Origin of the sequence: Belnapia mucosa, assembly GCF_016775475.1 — a bacterium.
Taxonomy (GTDB): Bacteria; Pseudomonadota; Alphaproteobacteria; order Acetobacterales; family Acetobacteraceae; genus Belnapia; species Belnapia mucosa.
In genome coordinates this window covers 36,515-54,386 of record NZ_JAEUXJ010000020.1, presented here as the reverse complement: position 1 = coordinate 54,386, position 17,872 = coordinate 36,515, and the positions used below count along the sequence as shown (strand labels likewise).

Genomic DNA, 17,872 nt, shown 5'->3' with positions numbered 1-17,872 from the left:
CGATCTGCCACTCTGCGTCGGTCAGGCAGGTTGCATAGGGCTGGGACCGGCGAGCAAGCTCGGCCCGGGCGGCGGGGTCCACATCGGCAGCCTCAAGGACGTCAGACACCCTTCGAACGCTCCGGACCGCCGCCGCTCACCTCATATCAGATCCACTCCCCCTCGTTCCGAAGCGGGCTCTTAGCCCCCTAGCTAAGCTGTCATCGTATGGTGCAATGCTGCGTGACCTTCAGCAGGCTGCCTTACGAACGCTACAGCAAGCGTCTGGTTTGGGACGGCGGTGGCCGCTCCGATATCGTTATGAATCGGGTTCTAAGGGCCAAGAAAAGACAAGCCCGCTTGCGGAGAACCTCATTTCGACCGAAAGGACTGTTCCTCATGCATGACAGGACGAAGCCCGCCGCCGCCTTGCTGGGTCGCCGAAGCGTTCTTGCCGCTCCGCTCGCCGCCGCCGCACTCCCCGTCGCAGCTCAGGCTTGGCCGACCAAGCCCATCCGCTTTGTTGTGCCGCTCGGGCCGGGCGGCGCGACGGATATCGTGATGCGGATACTGGCACCGAAGCTGGCAGAAATCCTCGGTCAGCCTTGCCTGGTGGAGAACCGGGTGGGCGCCGGCGGCGTCGTGGGGACGGACAACGTCGCCAAATCAGCGCCGGACGGCTACAGCTTCGTCCACGCTGCGGTCGCTTCGGTCGTCATCGCCACCGCGCTATTCCGCAGCCTGCCCTACGATCCCGAGAAGGACCTGACGAATATCTCCCCGACGGTGTTCGTGCCGCTGACGCTCTCCGTAACGACGAAGAACTTCAATGTCACCTCGCTGAAGGAGCTGATCGCCGAGATGAAGGCCCGCCCGGGCCAGCTCAGCTTCGCCAGCAACGGCACGGGCGCGACCAGTCACCTCGCCGGCGCCAACCTGTTGCGGCTGACCGGATGCGAGGCAGTGCACGTGCCCTATCGCAGTGGCGCCGAGGCGCTGACAGCGCTGGTGAACGGCGATGTGCAATGGGCTTTCGATATCGCCGTACTGCACCGTGAGCAGGCGAGGGGCGGCCATATCCGCATGATCATGGCGACGCCAGAGCGTCAGCCGCTGATCCCGGAGGTGCCGAGCAACACCGAGGCAGGGTTGCCGGAGCTGAAGGCGTATTCCTGGTTCGGGATCTTCGGCCCGGCCGGGCTGCCCCAGCCGATCGTCGAGAGGCTCGCCGCTGCAATTGGGCAGGCCTTGGCCGATCCCGTGATCCGCGAGCGGTTGGAGCAAACCGGCATGCCCCCGATGCTGGACTACACTCCTGCCAAGTTCGAGGCCTTCATCAAGAGCGAGCGGAATTTCTGGCCGCCGATCGTCCGGGCATCCGGCGCGACCGCGCAGTAGCCCTGGCGGGCGGCCGACAGCTCCGGTCGCTCAGCTTCAGGCCCGCATGAGCGCTGTGAGTTCGGCTACCCGGTCCAGTTGTCCGAAGCGCGATAGCGCATCCCAGACGCGGTCCGCCTGGCCCGGGGTCAGGACACGCGCCGCGCAGTCGCGGAACTTGCCCTCCAGCTCTGCATCCGTGAGCGGCGCCTGCGGATGGCCGCGCGGCACGACGGCGGTCGCGCGGAGGACCGAACCGTCGGTCAATGTCACGGCCACGCTGCCGCGTTCGAAGGTCTCGGCGACCGGGCGATCGCCGGTCAGTTCCGGGTCCATGGCCACTTCGATGCGCTCCATGAGTGGCACCAACTCCAGCCGGGCGATGGCCTCGGGCGAAAAGCTGCCGACCGTCAACGTGCCGTCATACAACGCTGCGGCCAGGCAGTAGGGCAGGCTAAATCGCGCCTCGTTGGAATCGCGCGGCACGCGGTAGCGCAAGTTGGCCTGCGCCACTTCGGAAACCTCCGCGCGGATTGTGGCCACCTGCTCCGGCCGAAGATTTAACGACCTCAATGCGTCAACAGGTCGGTGGGTGGAAGCGCAGCACGGATAATACTTGGCCCAAGCGCCATACTGCTCAATCGCCGGGGGGTCACCGAGATGGGCGAGACCCGCCGCCATGCCCGGCGCGCCTTCCCCCGCCATCAGTTCCAGATAGCCCCAGCGCCCTTCCAAAGGTTCGGCGACGCCGGTCACTCCCGCAGCAGCGAGTTGGGCGGCTACCAATCCATTCTTGGCGGCTAGTCCTGCATGCAACGGCTTGACCATCGTGCCGAATTGCCGCTTGGAACCGCCCGCCATGCTGGTGGCCAGCGAGATCGCCATCATCATGCGGTCTTGGTCCAGCCGCAGCAGCCTCGCGCAGGCTGCAGCCACGCCCATGCTGCCGATGGACAAGGTCGTGTGCCAACCGCGCGTGTAGTGGACAAGGTTCATGGCCTCGCCCAGCCGCGCCAGCACCTCGAAGCCAACGATGAAGGCATCCAGCGCATCTGCGCCCGAGGACTCCACCGCCTCCGCCAGAGCCAGCACCGCTGGCACGAGCACCGCACTGGGATGGGACATGGCAGGATCCAGCACGTCGTCGTAATCCAGCGCATGGGCCGCGGTGCCGTTCACCAGCGCCGCCCATGGCGCCGCCTGGGGACGGCCTCCCATCACATGGCTGCGCCCGTCGCCCCAGTCGCGGACGGCATGGCGCAGGTTGACGGTGCAGGCCTCGTCCTGTCCGGCCAGCATCACCGCCACCGTGTCCACCACCGCGCGCCGCGTGGCCTCAAGCTGGCCGGCAGACCATCGGCGGGGGACCGTCGCGCACCAGCCGGCGAGCCGGGCCGTGGACTCTTCTGCCTCGAGGTCGCCTCTATGCGTGTCCATCGCTTGTCACCTTCTCAACCGCAACTGCTCCTGAGAGAGCACACATCGCGTATCCAAGCGCGGTCTCAACCCAGTGTAATCCCCGAAGTCGGCGGGCGTGTAGTCGTGCATCAGTGGCATGGCGTGGATCGGCGAGCCATGTGGCGGGCGGCGGAGGTGCAGCGGGCGGAGGGCGAGGCCTGCCTGACCGGCCAGCTTGCCGGCTGCACCGTCGAGCCGAGCCGGATGCAACGCGTCACCGAGAGTGCGGCGAGCCGGGCGGCGATCCGCGCCCTCTTCGGCTCGGCGGTGCTGCCGGGCTGGGTGCGCCGCTGCGGCGCGACCTGCGCCGAGAGCTGGAACGCGGTCGCGGGGCCGGTGCTGGTGGTCTTCGTCCGTAGATAAGGCTTACCTCATTGCTCCCGCTCACATGCGATAAGCACCCCATCCGGCTGGCCTCATAGCGGTGGCTCGTTCTTGGTAAACTTGAGCCGACGATTGCAGTCGACGTGAAGCTAGTTTCGGTTTGAGAAGACCGTGCCCCGTTACAAACTTCGACAGTCGTGCACGAACTTGATGTATGCGCGCTCGTGTGAGCGAGCATTCGTTGAATCGGCCATGCCAAACGGTTTGGTTAAGAGCTCAGGCTGCGCACCGGGAAGGAATAGTTTGAAGCCCGCGGGCATGTCCGAGGGTTTTCGGCCATCCAGTACCGCGCGCACGGCCTCGACGCTGCGCAGCACCGTTTCCGTCTGATAAGGTTTATGGATGATGCCGAGCGCGGCGGGTGCTTCCTGTAATACCTCCACCGGCTGCGAGCTGGCGAAGACCACCGGCAGATGCCACCGCGCGAACAGGTCGCACGCCAGGGCCACACCGTTGTCGCCGCCCGCCAAGTTAACGTCGAGCAGTGCAAGGTCAGGGAGCGTCGTCTCGCACAGCGTCAGCGCTGCGGCAGTGGTCGCCACCGGCCCCATAACCTCATGTCCTGCAGTTTCCAGGTCGTCGGCGAGCATCATGGCGATAAGCGCCTCATCTTCGACGACCAGAATGCGCATCGTTCCAACTCCGGCCCTTTGCGGTAGTCAGGGGGGCTTTACGGCAACGCGAAGCCGGCTAGTCCGTGCGTTCGAAATCGAACAAATACTTGACCAGTCTGCCGCCATGCCCGTCCCGATCCAGGCACGCCGGCGCCTGAAGAGCAGATTTCTTTAGGAAATCTTTCGCCAGCACTCTATGTCGAGCAGATCGCCTGCACGGATCCCCGGCTGCAGGTGCCTGAGAGAGGCCAGCGCTCCCGCCGTACCACGCGCAGGAGAGCCGCATGAGCCATTCCACGATCCAGCAGTCGTCCGTCCGCAATGGCTTGCTCGCGGCCCTGCCGCCGGCAGATTGGGCGCACCTGGGACCCCACCTCGAGGCCGTCGAATTGCCCTTTGATCAGACCGTGCATGCGGCGGGCGGGCCCGTGGATGCGGTGTTCTTCATTGAGACAGGCATGGTGTCCATTCTCGTGACCCTCGAGGATGGCTCGCAGGTCGAGAGCGGCATCGCCGGGCCAGAGGGTCTGCTCGGCCTGACACTGGTCTTTGGCGACAGTCGCTCGTTCACCGACGCCAGGGTGCAGCTGGAGGGCACCGCTCTGCGGATTGGCGCGGCGGCATTCCACACGGCCATGGACCGGAGCCCTGCTCTGCGGGCGTTGTTGTTGCGCTATGCGCTGGCCTTTCTCGGTCAGGTGACACAGAGCGGGGCCTGCAACGCGCGCCACCCCATCGAAAACCGTTTGGCCCGCTGGCTGTTGACCGCACACGACCGCGCCGGTGCTGACGAGTTCCCCATGACCCACGAGTTCATGGCGATGATGCTCGGCGTGAACCGCCCAGGCGTGTCCATCGCCGCTGGCATACTGAACCGGGCTGGCCTCATCCGTTACGTACGGGGTCACATGACTATTACCGACCGTCCTGGCCTCGAAGCCGCCACCTGCGAGTGCTATCACACGGTTCGCCACGAGTACGCCCGGCTGCTGGGTCCCCGGGCGGCAGCGTCAGCGGCATCAGGGGGCTGAGCAGGCGCTTTCTCCCCTACGTATGGTGTCGAACGGACAAGGTGACGCCCTGGGTCTTCTATGCGTCAACGTTGGCCGTGGCTGCCCGCGCCATGGGAGATGATCGCGATGCTGACCGCGAATGATAACCAAGCCGATTTACAACATCAGGTCATGCCGCAAAGGCACTCCACGCTTCGGGATCGCCGCATTCTGATTGTCGAGGACGAAGCGCTGGTGACGATGCTGCTCGAGGATGAACTGAGCGACGCGGGAGCAGAGGTCGTAGGCTCCGCCAGAACCGTGTCCGAGGCTTTGCAGATCATCGAGAGAGTGGCCCAGGATGGCGGATTGGACGCTGCGGTTCTGGACATCAACCTTGCTGGCGAGGCGGTGACACCAGTTGCTAATCAGCTCGCCGCGCTTGGCGTGCCGTTTCTGTTCGCCACGGGTTACGGAACGGACTGTGACACGGGCGGACACGCCGCTGCGCCAGTGTTGCATAAACCCTTTGCCACAGAGCGGCTGGTCGCTGCCGTCGAAGCCATCGTGTCATTCACTCCCGATGGTGCCGGCGCTTCCTAGGGAGACTGATCCGTACTGGCCATCGCAGGCACTCTGACGAGGTGGAGTCGGCTCACCTGATGGGGTGGATGCCCCCTGCTCCGCGGCATCGAGGTGCCATAGCGTGGTTGGTGCTGAGCCTGACCACGAGGGAGAGGAGGCATCCATGGAGGAGATTACGACGGTTGGCCTCGACCTGGCCAAGAGCGTTTTCCAAGTGCATGGGGTCAACGCGGCGGGTGGGGTCGTGCTGCGGCGCAAGCTCCGCCGGTCAGCGCTGCTGGACTTTTTCGAGACATTGCCGCCGGCGCTGGTCGGCATGGAGGCCTGCGGGGGAGCGCACCACTGGGCGCGCGAGCTCACCCGCCTCGGCCACACCGTCCGGCTCATGCCGCCGGCTTACGTGAAACCCTACGTTAAGCGCGGCAAGACCGACGCGGCGGACGCCGAGGCGATCTGCGAGGCGGTGACGCGCCCGACCATGCGCTTTGTGCCGATCAAGACCGAGGCGCAGCAGGCCAGCCTGGTGGAACTGAAAGTCCGCGACATGCTGGTGCGCCAACGGACCCAGACCATCAACGCATTGCGCTCCCATCTCGCTGAATACGGCATCGTGGCGGCGCAGGGGCGCAAGCTGGTCGAGCTGATCGCGGTGGTGCGCGGCGACGAGGATAGCCGGCTGCCCCATCTGGCACGCGAGGCATTGAGCGAGTTGGTAGCCCAGATTGAAGCCTTGCAGGAACGCATCGAGCGGCTCGACAGCCGCATGGTCCGCCATGCCCGTGAGGACGAGACGGCCCGGCGGCTGGCGAGCATCCCTGGCATCGGAGCGATCGGCGCGACAGCCCTGGCCGCGATGGTGTCCGATCCGCAGGGCTTTGCCTCCGCGCGACACTTTGCGGCCTCGCTTGGCCTGACCCCGAAGCCGCACTCGAGCGGCGGCAAGGAGCGCCTGGGCCGGATCTCCCGGCAGGGCAACTCCATGTTGCGCCGCTTGCTGGTGCTCGGCGCCACCAGCCGCCTGCGCTATGCCCGGCGCAACCCGGAGGCCTCGGACTGGACCACGCGCCTGCTGGCGCGACGGCCTTTCAAGGTCGTGGCCGTGGCGCTGGCCAACAAGATGGCCCGCATCGCCTGGGCCTTGCTGGCCCGAGGCGGGACCTACACCACAACCGCGGCCGCCTGAGCGGCCGCGTCCGAGCTCGCCGGGCGCCGCGCCCGGCGAGGGCCAAGGTGCTGACGTGACGATGACAGCGAGAGACCGGTGAGCCGGTGACGAGACAGGCCGTTTATCGCAGGGCGCCACCCGAGCGCGCTGACTTGAATGCCCCCTCGTTCCGCGCAGCTCATCAGGGCCCGCGGCCAGGCCGGCCGCATCAGAGAACCTATGGGGGTGAGGCAGCGGCGAGATCGGATAGGCTGCTGCCACTGGACCCAGAGGGAGCGCCCCGATGACGCAGATGCCCGTTCCACAGCCCACGTATTCTGCGGCCGACTTCGACCGCACCCTAATCCTCGCGCTGGAGGTCAGCGAGAAGAGCTGGGTGGTTGCCGCACACGTGCCTGGACTGCAGGGAAGCAAGCTCCGGCGCACGCTGTCTCCGGCCGCAGAGGCATTGTTGGAAGCAGTCAAGATCTACCGGGCCCGCGCGGCGAGAGCGGGTAGGAACGTGGATCGTGTGGTGCTGGTTTACGAGGCGGGCTACTCGGGCTTCTGGCTCGCGCGATGGCTGGCGCAGCACGCTGTGGACACCTTCGTCATCCAGCCGTCCAGCGTTCCGGTCGACCGCCGCGCGCGCCGTGCGAAGTCCGACGGGATCGATGCCGAACTGCTGCTGCGGACATTGCTGGCATGGCTGCGCGGAGAGCCGCGCGTGTGCTCCATGGTGCCGATCCCAACCGAAGCCGACGAGGACGCGCGACGTTGCGTCCGCGAGCGACAGGATCTCCTGGGTGAGCGGGTGGCGATCGCCAACGGGATCGCCTCGATCCTCGCCACGCTCGGCGCCCGGGGCTACGATCCGCTGCGGCGAGACCGCCGTGAGCGACTTGAGGGCCTGCGAACCGCACTGGGGGATCCGCTGCCGTCACAAGCAAGGGCCAGGATCGAGCGCATGCTTGACCGCCTTGAGCTGGTGCTGACCCAGATCGCCACACTGGAGCGCCAGCGTGATGCCGTTCTCGACGAGGCGGCACCAGGGGATGCGGAGCGGATGATCCAGCAACTCGTACAGCTGCGTGGCATCGGCGTGCAGAGCGCGACGCTGCTGGTACGGGAGGCCTTCGTGCGCCCATTTGCCAACGGCAAGGCGCTTGGCGCCTACGCCGGTCTTTCCCCAACCCCCTACAGCAGCGGCGGCACGGAACGCGAGCAGGGGATTGGCAGGTCCGGGAATGCCCGGCTCCGGACCACCCTGGTGGAGCTCGCCTGGATCTGGCAACGCTATCAGCCGGGCAGCGCGATTGTCGGCTGGTTCCGCGACCGCCTCGGCGGCGCCGCGCGGCGCCAGCGCAAGGTCATGGTGGTGGCGCTCGCGCGAAAGCTCCTGATCGCACTGTGGCGGCTCGCCACGCAAGGCGTCATCCCGGAGGGAGCTGCGCTCAAGCCAGTCGTCTGAGACACAAGATCGGCCAGGGCTGCACTCCAGCGCGCCTGGCCTGACCAGTCCAAGGGGGCGTCGCCGTTGTGCGGCAAGGCGCGACCACGCCGTTTCAAAGAGTGGTGCCGCCCCCCTGGAGCTCCTCCGTCCCGGATGCGGGATCGTGGTTGGGACTTTCGGTCCTGCCGGATGTGAGGTTGGTGGGGAGACCTGCCATGATGGGAGCTCCGCCTTGGGCTATCAGGCCATTTTGGAACGCGGGCACAACCCGAAGCCGCTAAACCTGCTTGATGGAGGGACCCCCCATGTGAGGCCGCACACATGACCGCACCCGTGCTCTCGGTGCCAACGCTGCAGATCCGCCTTGACCCGCAGGGGGCATCCACACATGCGATAAATCCCGCATCTCACAAACCATTAGCAACTTATCACAATATCTTAGCAGGCGGACTTTCAGATTTTATCCAATCATAACGCAAACTATAGCTCCAGAAATCTACCACTAAATAAGTAGTCATGGGTTGAGTTCCGCAACCATGATGACCGCTCTATGTCTTAGACAGCGAACTTCAGTAACAATAATTACATCACATTCCGGCGACAGTCTTGTTATTCGTTCCCTTAAAAGAGACATCGCCTGGACAACCGATGAAATTCATTTAGCCTTGCACTCCCATATGCCGAACAAAGAAGAACTCTATTTCGGCTAAGGTTGCGAGGAAATAAATGGCTAGTATTATTATTGGAACCGGTAACGACGAGCTTGTGTTGCAGATCAGCCAGGACGCTTGGCAGGGCGATGCGCAATACAGCATCACCGTCGACGGCGTCGCCTACGGCGATATGCTGACCGCAAGCTCGCTCCATGCCAGCGGCGAGAGCGACACCGTCACCGTCCATGGCGACTGGGGCGCGGGTCCGCATACGGTCTCCCTCGCCCTGCTGAACGACGGCTGGGGCGGCACGCCCGACACTGACCGCAACCTCTACCTTGACGGCGCCGTCTTCAACGGCCTTCCGGTGCTCGACGAGAACAGCGTCGCCGCCATCAAGACCTCAGACCCGGTGAGCTTCGACTTCGTCGAGCGCGGCCCCTATCTGCCGACCTACCCGCCGACGACCACCACCATCGGCGAGGGTTCTGACACCCTGGCCCTCAAGGTCAGCCAGGATGCCTATCTGGGCGTCAGCGCACAGTATGCGATCACCGTGGACGGGGTGCAGATCGGCGGCCCGCTCACGGCCAGTGCGCTTCATGTCGGCGGGCAAAGCGACACCGTGCTGGTCAAGGGCGACTGGGGCGCCGGCCCGCACGCGGTCACCGTCACCCTGCTGAACGATGAGTGGGGCGGCACGCCTGACGCCGACCGCAACCTCTACCTTGATGGCGCGACCTTCAACGGCTTGGCGGTCACTGACACGAACAGCGTCGCCGCGATCAAGAGCTCGGATCCGGTGAGCTTCGACTTCGTCGAGCGTGGCCCCATCCTGCCCGTATTCGAGCCGACCAGCACAACGATCGGTAGCGGCAATGACGCCCTGGTGCTGAAGATCAGCCAGGACGCCGTCCAGCCCGCTTACGCCCAATACACGGTGAGCGTGGACGGCGTGCAGATCGGTGGCGTTCTCAATGCTGGCGCCCTGCACAGCAGCGGCCAAAGCGACACCGTCACCGTCCTCGGCGACTGGGGCGCCGGCAGCCACCTGGTGTCGGTTGCGTTCCTCAACGACTTCTATGCGCCCGAATCGGGCCTCGACCGCAACCTCTACCTCGATGGCGCCACCTTCAACGGCTTGACGGTGAACGACCCGAACAGCGTCGCCGCCATCAAGAGCTCGGACCCGGCGAGCTTCGATTTCGTCGAGCGCGGCCCGTATCTGCCGACTTCCCCACCAGACACCTCGCCTGAACCCCCCCCGGTCGACCAGCCCGCATCGGAGCCGGTGGACTGGAATGCCCTGGCGGCCCAGGCGCTGGCGAACTACGAGGCGACCGGTCAGTGGTTCATATAGACCTCTGCAGCAGTAAGGCTCAGCCGGCCAAACAGTAGCTTCGCGGTTTGGCAGCAAGTGGGAACTGCGGTCTGGTGCACCGTCACCAGCCGCGGTTCTACACGGCGACCTGGGCCAGCGCTGCTGCCCAGGGTTACCTCGCTAATCAATGCCAGGCTTCCGAGCATGGTAATCGGGATGCGCCGGGGCGGGGTTACGGTGGCCGCGCAGCGCAGTGGGCATATGGCCGCCTCGTCGGGCTGCCGTCGGGGGCAACTCGGCCTTACCAGCTCTGATGCCACTCCTTCTCATACCGCTGAAAGTGGGTGAGCTCACTTGCGATAGCGCCCGCTCGCCGCAGATGAGGCTGCGATACTTGATTCGGGACAAAGGAAAGGCCGCCCTGGGGGAGCGGCCTTTTAGGCTAAGGAGACTACATCTGATGCACCCCTCTCCAACGCCGCTCTCGGCGGACTGGTTTGCGAGCGTTCCGCACCAGCAGCGGCGCTGGCTAGCCCGGCCAGTCGTCTCTTGCTGGTTCCAGCACCTGCACTCCCAGCCGAGCCGCCACGGCCTCGAGCAGCACCACTTCCCCCTCTCGCCACTGCCTCCGGTTCAGCAAGGAGGCTGCCTCGGCCGGTGGCATCCCAAGGGCGGCGCCGATCCCAGCGGGGGTCGTGATGCCCCGATTATCCAGCTCGCGGCCAATCGCCATCCGCAACCGGATGGTCTTCAGCTGATCTGCGGTGCGGCGCCGGCGCTCCTCGGGCGTGATCTTCTGTGGTGAGCTCATGCTGTAAATGTCGAGTGCCGTCGTGCTCAGCACCAGCCCACCGTGTGCAATGGGTGAGGGCTGAGGCCAGCGCTTCTCACATGCGATAATACCCCCTTACCGCAAGTGAGGAGAGGCCTGCCGCAATCGAGGAAAGCCGCCTGATTTCAGGCATGAGCGGGGGTCGGGGCAAGGAGCTTGGACGAGGCGGTGACCTCGGCAGAGGCCGGACCGCCGGCCGTGGTGCCGGTGGAGCAGGGCGGGGGCCTCGCCCCAGCCGGCGTTGCGGCTCTCGCCTCGGCCCAGGCCTATGCCCGACAGGCGCTCGCGCCCGAGACGCTCCGTACTTACGCCGCCGACTGGGCGCATTTCTGAGGCTGGTGCAGCGCCGCCGGTTGCGCCCCGCTGCCGGCCGAACCAGCCGCCGTTGCCGCCTATCTCGCCTCGCTGGCCGGCGTGTATTCCCGCTCGGCGTTGAATGTGAGTGGCGAGCAGGCAACCTGGCAAAAATCGGCTTAGCAGAGTGCATCAAAATATTGCGACACCTTCAATTTCTACCCATAAGCTAATGCGCCGGCTGTCGCAGCGACGTGGCCGAAGGGGGAGCGGCTTGTCGAACATGCGAGCGGGAGCACACGCCACAGCCATGGTGCCGGTACGGCAAACACGAGCGACTGCGGGAGTACCCGTCATTGGCTGATGCTTTGCTCGCCCAGGACATCCTTGATGGCGCGGCTGTTCGCGACCGCCCGAACCTGTTTGTCATCGGCAGTTTCGACCGGCGCATCACCTTCTATTCCCAGCAGGTCAGGGCGCTGTCACTGATCCACGCGCTCAAGGAACTCGGCTATCTCCATGCCAATCCTAGAATCGCAGTCGTCGGCGGCGGGGCGGCCGGCGTCACCGCAGCCGCAGCTGCCGCGCTGGTCACCGGGTCGCAGGTCGTCTTGTTCGAATCCGCCGATGCGCTTCTGCCCCTCCAATCGACGACTAATCGTCGGCGGCTTGATCCTCATATCTATGATTGGCCGGCGCACTACACGACCGATCCCATCGCCGACCTGCCGATCCTAGACTGGGAATCGGGAACGTGTCGTGCCGTCCGCGACGACGTCCTGCTCGGATTCGAAGATATCGTAGTCAGGCTCGCGCCGCGCCTGGAGCGACGTCTGCGCCATCAGGTTACGGCGCTGATACGGACAACGGATGGTTATCAGCTCGATATCACCGATCTCAATGCGCCGCCACCATCCCCAGGCGCAGAGCTACGCGAGCAATTTCACGTAGTGTTTCTCGCCGTCGGGTTTGGGCTCGAGCCAGGCGAACCGGTGCCGGCGATACAGAGCGCCAGCTATTGGACCGATGCAGGAGTTCCGGTTGCCGAGTTCGCGGGTCGCCCGACTCCGCGGTTCTTCGTCAGCGGCGCGGGCGATGGCGGGCTGATCGATTTCGTGGCCGCCGGAGCCCGTGATTTCGATCATGCCGGCATGATCCGGCTAATCTCCGAACATCCAGGCGTTGCGGCGTTGAAGCCGATCCTTGCAGCAATCGATGTGTGCGCCCGCGCCGAGGATGCAAAGGGCGCCCGCTTCGATTTTATAGGGGCCTATGACGCCAAGCTTCTACAGCCTCTCGTCAACAGCGGCCTAGTTGCTGCTGTATCGCAACAGCTTCGTCCCGGCGTGCAGCTGACCTTTCAAACCCAGCATGCCGAGCTGTTCGACGTCTCGACGGCAACGCTCAACCGGCTTGCCGCCTATCTCACGATCAAGGCTTGTGCGGGCGACGCCCAGCGCTCCTTCCGGCACTTGCATTGCAGTGTCGTCGCCCGGATCGACGCGCCGAATCCCGCACCGGTCGTCGCCCCCTTTTGGCTCGACTGCGACGGGGAGACAGTTGCGGCGGACGCGGTGATCATCCGTCGCGGTCCGCAGCGCGATTTGGTGCGAGCACCCTTTGCCCCACACCTAGCCAGTTTTGATGTGACGCATAAAGAATGGCTCGCCCGACACGGTGAGGCGACGCTTGTCCCGAAGTTGTCAGGACCGGCACGTTCTCTGTTCAGGGAGGCGGCACGCAGTGCGAATGTCCTCGCGCCGCGACTGCAGCGACTGGCGGCCAACCAGCTTCCCATATCGGTGCAGCTGTTGCGCGAAGGCCCTAACATTCGCTGGTCGGGCGCGATCCAGGCGGAACAGCTCATCCGGTCATGGAGCGAGCAACAGCCTTTCGAGATCATATTGCCGGATGGTCCCGAGGCGCTTGGTGTAGTTGCGGGTGCCGTGCTGCGGGTTGCCTGCCACAGCAGCAATTGCCGGCTCCACGCCGCGCCTGGCATTTGGGGCCAGCTTGTCCGAGAGCTTAGCCTGGAATCGCCGCATGCCGAAGGCATGGCGATGCCGGAAATCATTGCCGGAAACCCCGGGGGCGCTGCCCAAGGGCCGGTTTCACTGCCACCCGATATTCTCTCGCGTCGGATCCACCGGTCGCTCGATAGCTGGCTTCTCCAGCGGTTAGACGCACACCTCCAGCCATTCTTCGCTAGCAATGCCGATCCCGGCCGCCCGATCAACGTGAAGTTCGCGCAGGACCTTAGGAGGGAAATGGCGTCGACCTGGGCGATCTGGCATGCGTCGTTCACCGACGACGCGGCATTGCTGAACCATTTCCTGCGCTTGATGATCTGTGCGGTCGACGACGATGATCATCGCGATGTAGCACAGATTCTCGTGGGCCCGAGCAAATGGCCTGTGATCCTGCGGGGTACCGCGGTCGCGCTCGCCATCGCCGCAGCCTGGAATGCGACATCGCCGAAAAGCGCTAGGCCGGGCAATCTGATTCGTCTGCGCGACGGCGACAGCGAATGGGCTGGTCATGGCTGCGCGGCCGATATGATCAACGGTGACGAGATGTCATTGTGTGCCGCAAATTTCATGTGGAATACCCAGTTCGTCATCCTCGTCGTCAAAAGTGCCATTGAGGTTAGCCGCATTGCGCAGCGGCCGTTCGCGCAGATCGACACTGACCAGCCGGGGCTCAGGGATACGGATGGCTCTGGTCCGGTGATTATGTCGATCAGTCGCGCTTTTATCGACGCGGCGGCGGCGAGCCTCGCTGAGCTACGCGCCCTGCTGGCAACGGTGGAGGCGCAGCACTTTGAGGCACTCGAAAAGACGATCATGAAAGGCGCGGCATGACAGATAGCGCGGCTCTTTCACCCGGACTGGCTGACCTTGCTAACCGGCTGCGCAACGCGGCTCTGAAGCTCGAGTTCGAGTTTAAGAATCGGCCTGAATTGGTGAGCGCGACCTTCAACGGCGGATCGACCAAGTCGACAATGGTCAGTCCGACCGATCTGCCGGCAGAGAGCCATGCGATCCGGATCGATCGCTTCAATATCGTGCTGGGCATCCTCCCGGACGTTGCCGCCATGGAAGCGGTGCTCGAGACGCTGCGGCGCTATCGAAACCAATGCGTTGTCGCAAGATCGTTCCTCGGAGCCAACGAGACGCTGGACTTGCAACTGATGCTATTGGGACCACGCGCGAGCGAGCGGCAGGAAGCTTGGCGCGCGATGGCGCTGATGGTCGAGCGCGACGACCGCGTCGCTCGCAAGCTGGCGTGGCTGCGCCCCGAAGATCCTTTGAAAGACGACGAAAGCTTCGCTGACTTCCTCAAGCGCACTTTCCTCGCCCGGCCATGGGTCCATGCCGAAGGCCAGTTCGAGGATGTGGCGCTCGATGAGCTGAGCAACACCAGCGCGACCGCGCCAGGTATACCGCGGACTACTGCAGAAGAATGGACGCGCATCGCGCTCGACGAAAAGAAGACACCTGACGATATTGTCGCGGCGTTGGTCAAATCCTGGGGTCGGAGGGGGCAGGCATGAGTGAGATCTTTCTCTCTCGCGTTGCTATAAAAAACTTCCGGACCTTCGGCGACTTCGAGATCAACCTTCCGGCCGCGCCCAGTCTTGTTTTACTCACCGGCACCAATGGCCTGGGAAAGAGCAGCTTTTTTGATGCGATCGAATGGGGATTGACGAACAAGATCCGGCGCTTCGAACCCTATATCAACAGAGGCCGCAAGAAACTCGTTGAGAAAGATTATCTCACGCGCCGGGGCGCAGAACCGGGGTCGCATGGGGTCGCACTCACGTTTTCTGACGGCGACCCGGTCGAGCGCAGCGCGACCGGCGCTACGGCGATGGCGGACATCGTCGCAAAACTTGCCCAGCCTAACCGCCGCACGATTAACGATCTTGGGACCTATCTCGCCCTCACTCATTTCCTCGGCCAGGCAGCGCAGCAGCGATTCACCAGCCGCGAACCGCAAGACCAGTGGCAGGCGCTTAAGGGGCCGAGCGGCATCGATCGACTCGAGCGTATTCGCGCGGGGCTGCGCGGGCGGCCAACCATCGCTGCATTCACGCGACGGCTCGACGCCGAACAAGGTGTCGTCGCTACGCTCGATCGGCAGATCGCAGACTGGCAAGGATGGATGGCGCGCCTTGAGCGACTCCGCGCTGCCGCCCGCGCCACCGGCGTGATGACGGCCGACGAAGTTGCTACGCGGATCGACCAGCTCGAGAGTGACCTTCAGCAGCTCGCGGCGGGTCTGCCGCTTGCGGTTACCAGCGAGGGCGTCGGGCAGCGCCTAGCGGCGCTCGGCGATCGGATCGGCTCGGCCCTGCGGACGACCGGCGAACGAAAAGCAGCGCTGGAAGAGCTATCGGCGCTTCCGGCGCAGTTCCAAGTCAGCCAGACCGAAGGCCGGCTCGATCATCCGACTCTTGTACGGCTCCGCAGCTTGGTAGTCGATGCGCAGGTGCGGCTCGATCGGGCGTCACCGCTGATCGGTTCGACCGGTAACGCTGTGACCGCCCAGAACGCCGCGATCGCTACGATTGACCAGAACATCGCCCTACTCGATGCCGCGCGTACCGATCTTGCCCGCCGTGCCCAGCTCGCCGAGCTGATCTCGACCGAGCAGCAAGATAGGACGTTGCTGACCGAGGCGATCGCGGCGCACCGCAAGATAATCGTGGAAGCCGACGCGGTGATCAGCCAGCATGGTGACGCCAGTGGCGAGGTTGCGCGTCTGCGGAGACGCGCCGCATCGGCGCGTGCAACTAACGAGGCGATGGCGGATTGCCTCGATCTCGAAGCCGAATCTCGGGCTGCCGAGGCCGCACTGGCGCAGGGACGCGAGGCCACGGCGCGCGCCATCTCCGAACTTGTCCCTCTCGAGACGCAGCTCGCCAGTCTCGACCGCAAGATTGCCGATGCTGAACGTGAATGTGCCGAGGCCGACCGCCATGCGTCGGCGATCAGCGCGGCCTTGTCGCAGCTAGCCAGCCATATCCATGAAGACGACACCGACTGCCCGGTGTGCCGGACGCCGTTCGAACCAGGCGCGCTCAAGGCGCTTGCCGAGGCTGCGGCATCGGGCAGCGACCATCGTCTAGCGCAAGCCGATGACGCGCTGGAGGTATTGCGAAGTACCCGACCCGCGCTCAGCGATGAAATCCGTCGTCTTCGCGGGGTTGTGGCGACGGTGGAAGGGCTCGAACGGGTCGCTAGGGCAGCTGCTGATGCGGTGACAAATGCACGCTTCAGCGTTGCCCGAACCCTTGCTACCGCCCCCGAGAGCGACCTTGCCACGCTAGCGACAACCCGGGCACGCGACGCGGATGCCGCACTTGCAGCGGCAGAGGAAGCGTTGGAACCGTTGTCGGCGAACGCGGCAGCGGCAATTGAAAAGCGATCGAGCGTTGCAACCGAACTCGACGACCTTTTAGCGCGTGACAATCAGCTCGGTGCGAGGCTGGGAAGGTATCAGGCAGAGGACAAGGCCTGCGCCGATCGAATCGCCGCACGCAATCTATCGAACGCGACAATCGGCGACATCGAGGCGAGGTTAACGGCTGAACGCGAGCGCGGCGAAGAAGCGCGAGCACGTCTGGCACAGCTGAACGAGGCAGCGAGCAGCGCGTCTGCAGACGTCCATCGCGAGCAGACCGCGCTCGATTTCGCGCAGCGCGACCTTACCGCGGCCGAGGCAGCCCGCGCAAACTCGGAACAGGCAGCACGGCAGATGCAGCAGCGCTGGACCCGAGCTGGTCTCAACGCCATTCCCAGCCAGGTTGAGCATGACCGCGGGCTCGCCGCCGTCAGCGCAATGTTAGCGAAATTGAGGTCACTGGCCGAACGCCAGCTCGTGCTTGCCCGCGAAAATGAGGACACGCTTCTTCAGAGCGAGATCGATGAGATCGTCGCGTCGATGCGGGCAACTGGAGGCGACGAGGTCGTTCGGGATCCGGCGACCTATCTGGCCACGCTCAAGACCAAGCTCGAGGTAGCGCGAACGGCAGTCAAACTTACTACCACGGCACGCAATGCGGTAAAGCGCTACTCGGAAGACCTTCAGAAGCAAGCCGACGACTTTTCGGCGCGCGTGCTTGACCCGCTCAATACAGTGATTGACGATTTCAATGAGGCAATGCTGAGCACACCCGGTGAGAGCATTCAGTTTAAGGCCGACACGAGGGTTGATGCGACCAGTTTCGGCATGGCGCTGCGTTACCGCGAGAGGATCGACAACGCAATCGAGACGAAAAAGGATTTGCCGCCTCAGGTTGTGCTGAGCGAGGGCCAGCTTGCCGCGAACGGCTTCAGCATCCTGTGCGCTGCAAGTACCGCCTATCCTTGGTCACGCTGGCGCGCGCTGCTACTCGATGACCCGCTGCAGCATAATGACATCATCCACACTGCGGCCTTCGTCGACGTGATGCGCAATATGGTCGAATTGAACGGCTACCAACTAATTATGTCGAGCCATGATCGTGGTGAGAGTGAGTTCATAGCGCGCAAATTCGATGCGGCCGGTCTGCCATGCTCCACGGTTCTGTTAACGGCGCCGTCGGACAAAGGTGTGGTCTGGAACGCGCCGGAACATAACAAGGCCGCGCGACGGATATTGCGCAAGGATGCGCAATCCTCAGCGTCAGCAGCGCCTAACTCAGGACACTTAGGATAAGCTCAGGCATAGCCGAATGGCCGACATGAAGCACGTTGCCGTCGGATCTTTGGATGGCAGGTGATTGACCGATTCTGGTTCAAG

Annotated in this window: 14 protein-coding genes; 11 read left to right on the top strand and 3 right to left on the bottom strand. The window is 64.3% G+C overall.

Features of this window, described 5'->3' with window-relative positions:
- The first annotated feature begins 222 nt into the window (after positions 1-222).
- On the top strand, positions 223-1,377 hold the full coding sequence (locus JMJ55_RS26345; protein WP_202828597.1) for a Bug family tripartite tricarboxylate transporter substrate binding protein: 1,155 nt from the start codon (positions 223-225) through the stop codon (positions 1,375-1,377).
- 36 nt (positions 1,378-1,413) lie between these two features.
- Here JMJ55_RS26345 and JMJ55_RS26340 read toward each other — a convergent pair whose 3' ends face one another.
- Positions 1,414-2,793 (bottom strand): MmgE/PrpD family protein, encoded by a 1,380-nt coding sequence (locus tag JMJ55_RS26340; RefSeq protein WP_202828596.1) that lies wholly within the window; start codon positions 2,791-2,793, stop codon positions 1,414-1,416.
- Positions 2,794-2,931: 138 nt separating this feature from the next.
- On the opposite strand from JMJ55_RS26340, the gene JMJ55_RS26335 reads away from it, so the two are divergent.
- On the top strand, positions 2,932-3,177 hold the full coding sequence (locus JMJ55_RS26335; protein WP_202828595.1) for a hypothetical protein: 246 nt from the start codon (positions 2,932-2,934) through the stop codon (positions 3,175-3,177).
- A 140-nt stretch (positions 3,178-3,317) separates the two neighbouring features.
- On the opposite strand, the gene JMJ55_RS26330 is transcribed toward JMJ55_RS26335, so the two are convergent.
- Complete coding sequence (locus JMJ55_RS26330) at positions 3,318-3,830, bottom strand: response regulator (RefSeq protein WP_202828594.1); 513 nt, start codon at positions 3,828-3,830, stop codon at positions 3,318-3,320.
- A 266-nt stretch (positions 3,831-4,096) separates the two neighbouring features.
- Here JMJ55_RS26330 and JMJ55_RS26325 point away from each other — a divergent pair, with 266 nt between their 5' ends.
- The 5 genes from JMJ55_RS26325 (at position 4,097) to JMJ55_RS26305 (ending at position 9,999) form a co-directional block, all read left to right on the top strand.
- Positions 4,097-4,843, top strand: coding sequence for a Crp/Fnr family transcriptional regulator (locus JMJ55_RS26325; protein WP_202828593.1), 747 nt, complete (start codon positions 4,097-4,099; stop codon positions 4,841-4,843).
- A gap of 108 nt (positions 4,844-4,951) precedes the next feature.
- Entirely contained in the window at positions 4,952-5,407 is a 456-nt protein-coding gene (locus tag JMJ55_RS26320) for a response regulator (protein ID WP_236034080.1), read from the top strand.
- A gap of 145 nt (positions 5,408-5,552) precedes the next feature.
- Entirely contained in the window at positions 5,553-6,572 is a 1,020-nt protein-coding gene (locus tag JMJ55_RS26315) for an IS110 family RNA-guided transposase (RefSeq protein ID WP_202828592.1), read from the top strand.
- A 265-nt stretch (positions 6,573-6,837) separates the two neighbouring features.
- Positions 6,838-8,004: an IS110 family RNA-guided transposase gene (locus tag JMJ55_RS26310; RefSeq protein WP_202828591.1), complete on the top strand. Its 1,167-nt coding sequence runs from the start codon at positions 6,838-6,840 to the stop codon at positions 8,002-8,004.
- Positions 8,005-8,712: 708 nt separating this feature from the next.
- A complete protein-coding gene (locus JMJ55_RS26305; protein ID WP_202828590.1) occupies positions 8,713-9,999 on the top strand; it encodes a carbohydrate-binding domain-containing protein in 1,287 nt (428 codons plus the stop codon).
- Between the two features lie 490 nt (positions 10,000-10,489).
- Here JMJ55_RS26305 and JMJ55_RS26300 read toward each other — a convergent pair whose 3' ends face one another.
- Positions 10,490-10,804, bottom strand: a complete 315-nt coding sequence (locus JMJ55_RS26300) for a hypothetical protein (RefSeq protein WP_202828589.1) — start codon at positions 10,802-10,804, stop codon at positions 10,490-10,492.
- 144 nt (positions 10,805-10,948) lie between these two features.
- Here JMJ55_RS26300 and JMJ55_RS26295 point away from each other — a divergent pair, with 144 nt between their 5' ends.
- The 4 genes from JMJ55_RS26295 (at position 10,949) to JMJ55_RS26280 (ending at position 17,788) form a co-directional block, all read left to right on the top strand.
- Positions 10,949-11,125 (top strand): hypothetical protein, encoded by a 177-nt coding sequence (locus tag JMJ55_RS26295; protein WP_202828588.1) that lies wholly within the window; start codon positions 10,949-10,951, stop codon positions 11,123-11,125.
- Positions 11,126-11,442: 317 nt separating this feature from the next.
- Entirely contained in the window at positions 11,443-13,947 is a 2,505-nt protein-coding gene (locus JMJ55_RS26290; RefSeq protein ID WP_202828587.1) for an ABC-three component system protein, read from the top strand.
- The gene (locus tag JMJ55_RS26285; RefSeq protein WP_202828586.1) at positions 13,944-14,639 is read left to right on the top strand and encodes an ABC-three component system middle component 1; all 696 of its coding nucleotides are present in this window, start codon (positions 13,944-13,946) and stop codon (positions 14,637-14,639) included. The genes JMJ55_RS26290 and JMJ55_RS26285 overlap by 4 nt, the downstream gene beginning before the upstream one ends.
- Positions 14,636-17,788, top strand: coding sequence for an AAA family ATPase (locus JMJ55_RS26280; protein ID WP_202828585.1), 3,153 nt, complete (start codon positions 14,636-14,638; stop codon positions 17,786-17,788). The genes JMJ55_RS26285 and JMJ55_RS26280 overlap by 4 nt, the downstream gene beginning before the upstream one ends.
- The last annotated feature ends 84 nt before the right edge of the window (positions 17,789-17,872 follow it).

Bases quoted from the DNA above. Each gene is read 5' to 3' on its own strand.
- JMJ55_RS26340 (WP_202828596.1), bottom strand. From the start codon at position 2,793: ATGGACACGCATAGAGGCGACCTCGAGGCAGAAGAGTCCACGGCCCGG.
- JMJ55_RS26335 (WP_202828595.1), top strand. From the start codon at position 2,932: ATGTGGCGGGCGGCGGAGGTGCAGCGGGCGGAGGGCGAGGCCTGCCTG.
- JMJ55_RS26330 (WP_202828594.1), bottom strand. From the start codon at position 3,830: ATGCGCATTCTGGTCGTCGAAGATGAGGCGCTTATCGCCATGATGCTC.
- JMJ55_RS26325 (WP_202828593.1), top strand. From the start codon at position 4,097: ATGAGCCATTCCACGATCCAGCAGTCGTCCGTCCGCAATGGCTTGCTC.
- JMJ55_RS26320 (WP_236034080.1), top strand. From the start codon at position 4,952: ATGCTGACCGCGAATGATAACCAAGCCGATTTACAACATCAGGTCATG.
- JMJ55_RS26315 (WP_202828592.1), top strand. From the start codon at position 5,553: ATGGAGGAGATTACGACGGTTGGCCTCGACCTGGCCAAGAGCGTTTTC.
- JMJ55_RS26310 (WP_202828591.1), top strand. From the start codon at position 6,838: ATGACGCAGATGCCCGTTCCACAGCCCACGTATTCTGCGGCCGACTTC.
- JMJ55_RS26305 (WP_202828590.1), top strand. From the start codon at position 8,713: ATGGCTAGTATTATTATTGGAACCGGTAACGACGAGCTTGTGTTGCAG.
- JMJ55_RS26285 (WP_202828586.1), top strand. From the start codon at position 13,944: ATGACAGATAGCGCGGCTCTTTCACCCGGACTGGCTGACCTTGCTAAC.
- JMJ55_RS26280 (WP_202828585.1), top strand. From the start codon at position 14,636: ATGAGTGAGATCTTTCTCTCTCGCGTTGCTATAAAAAACTTCCGGACC.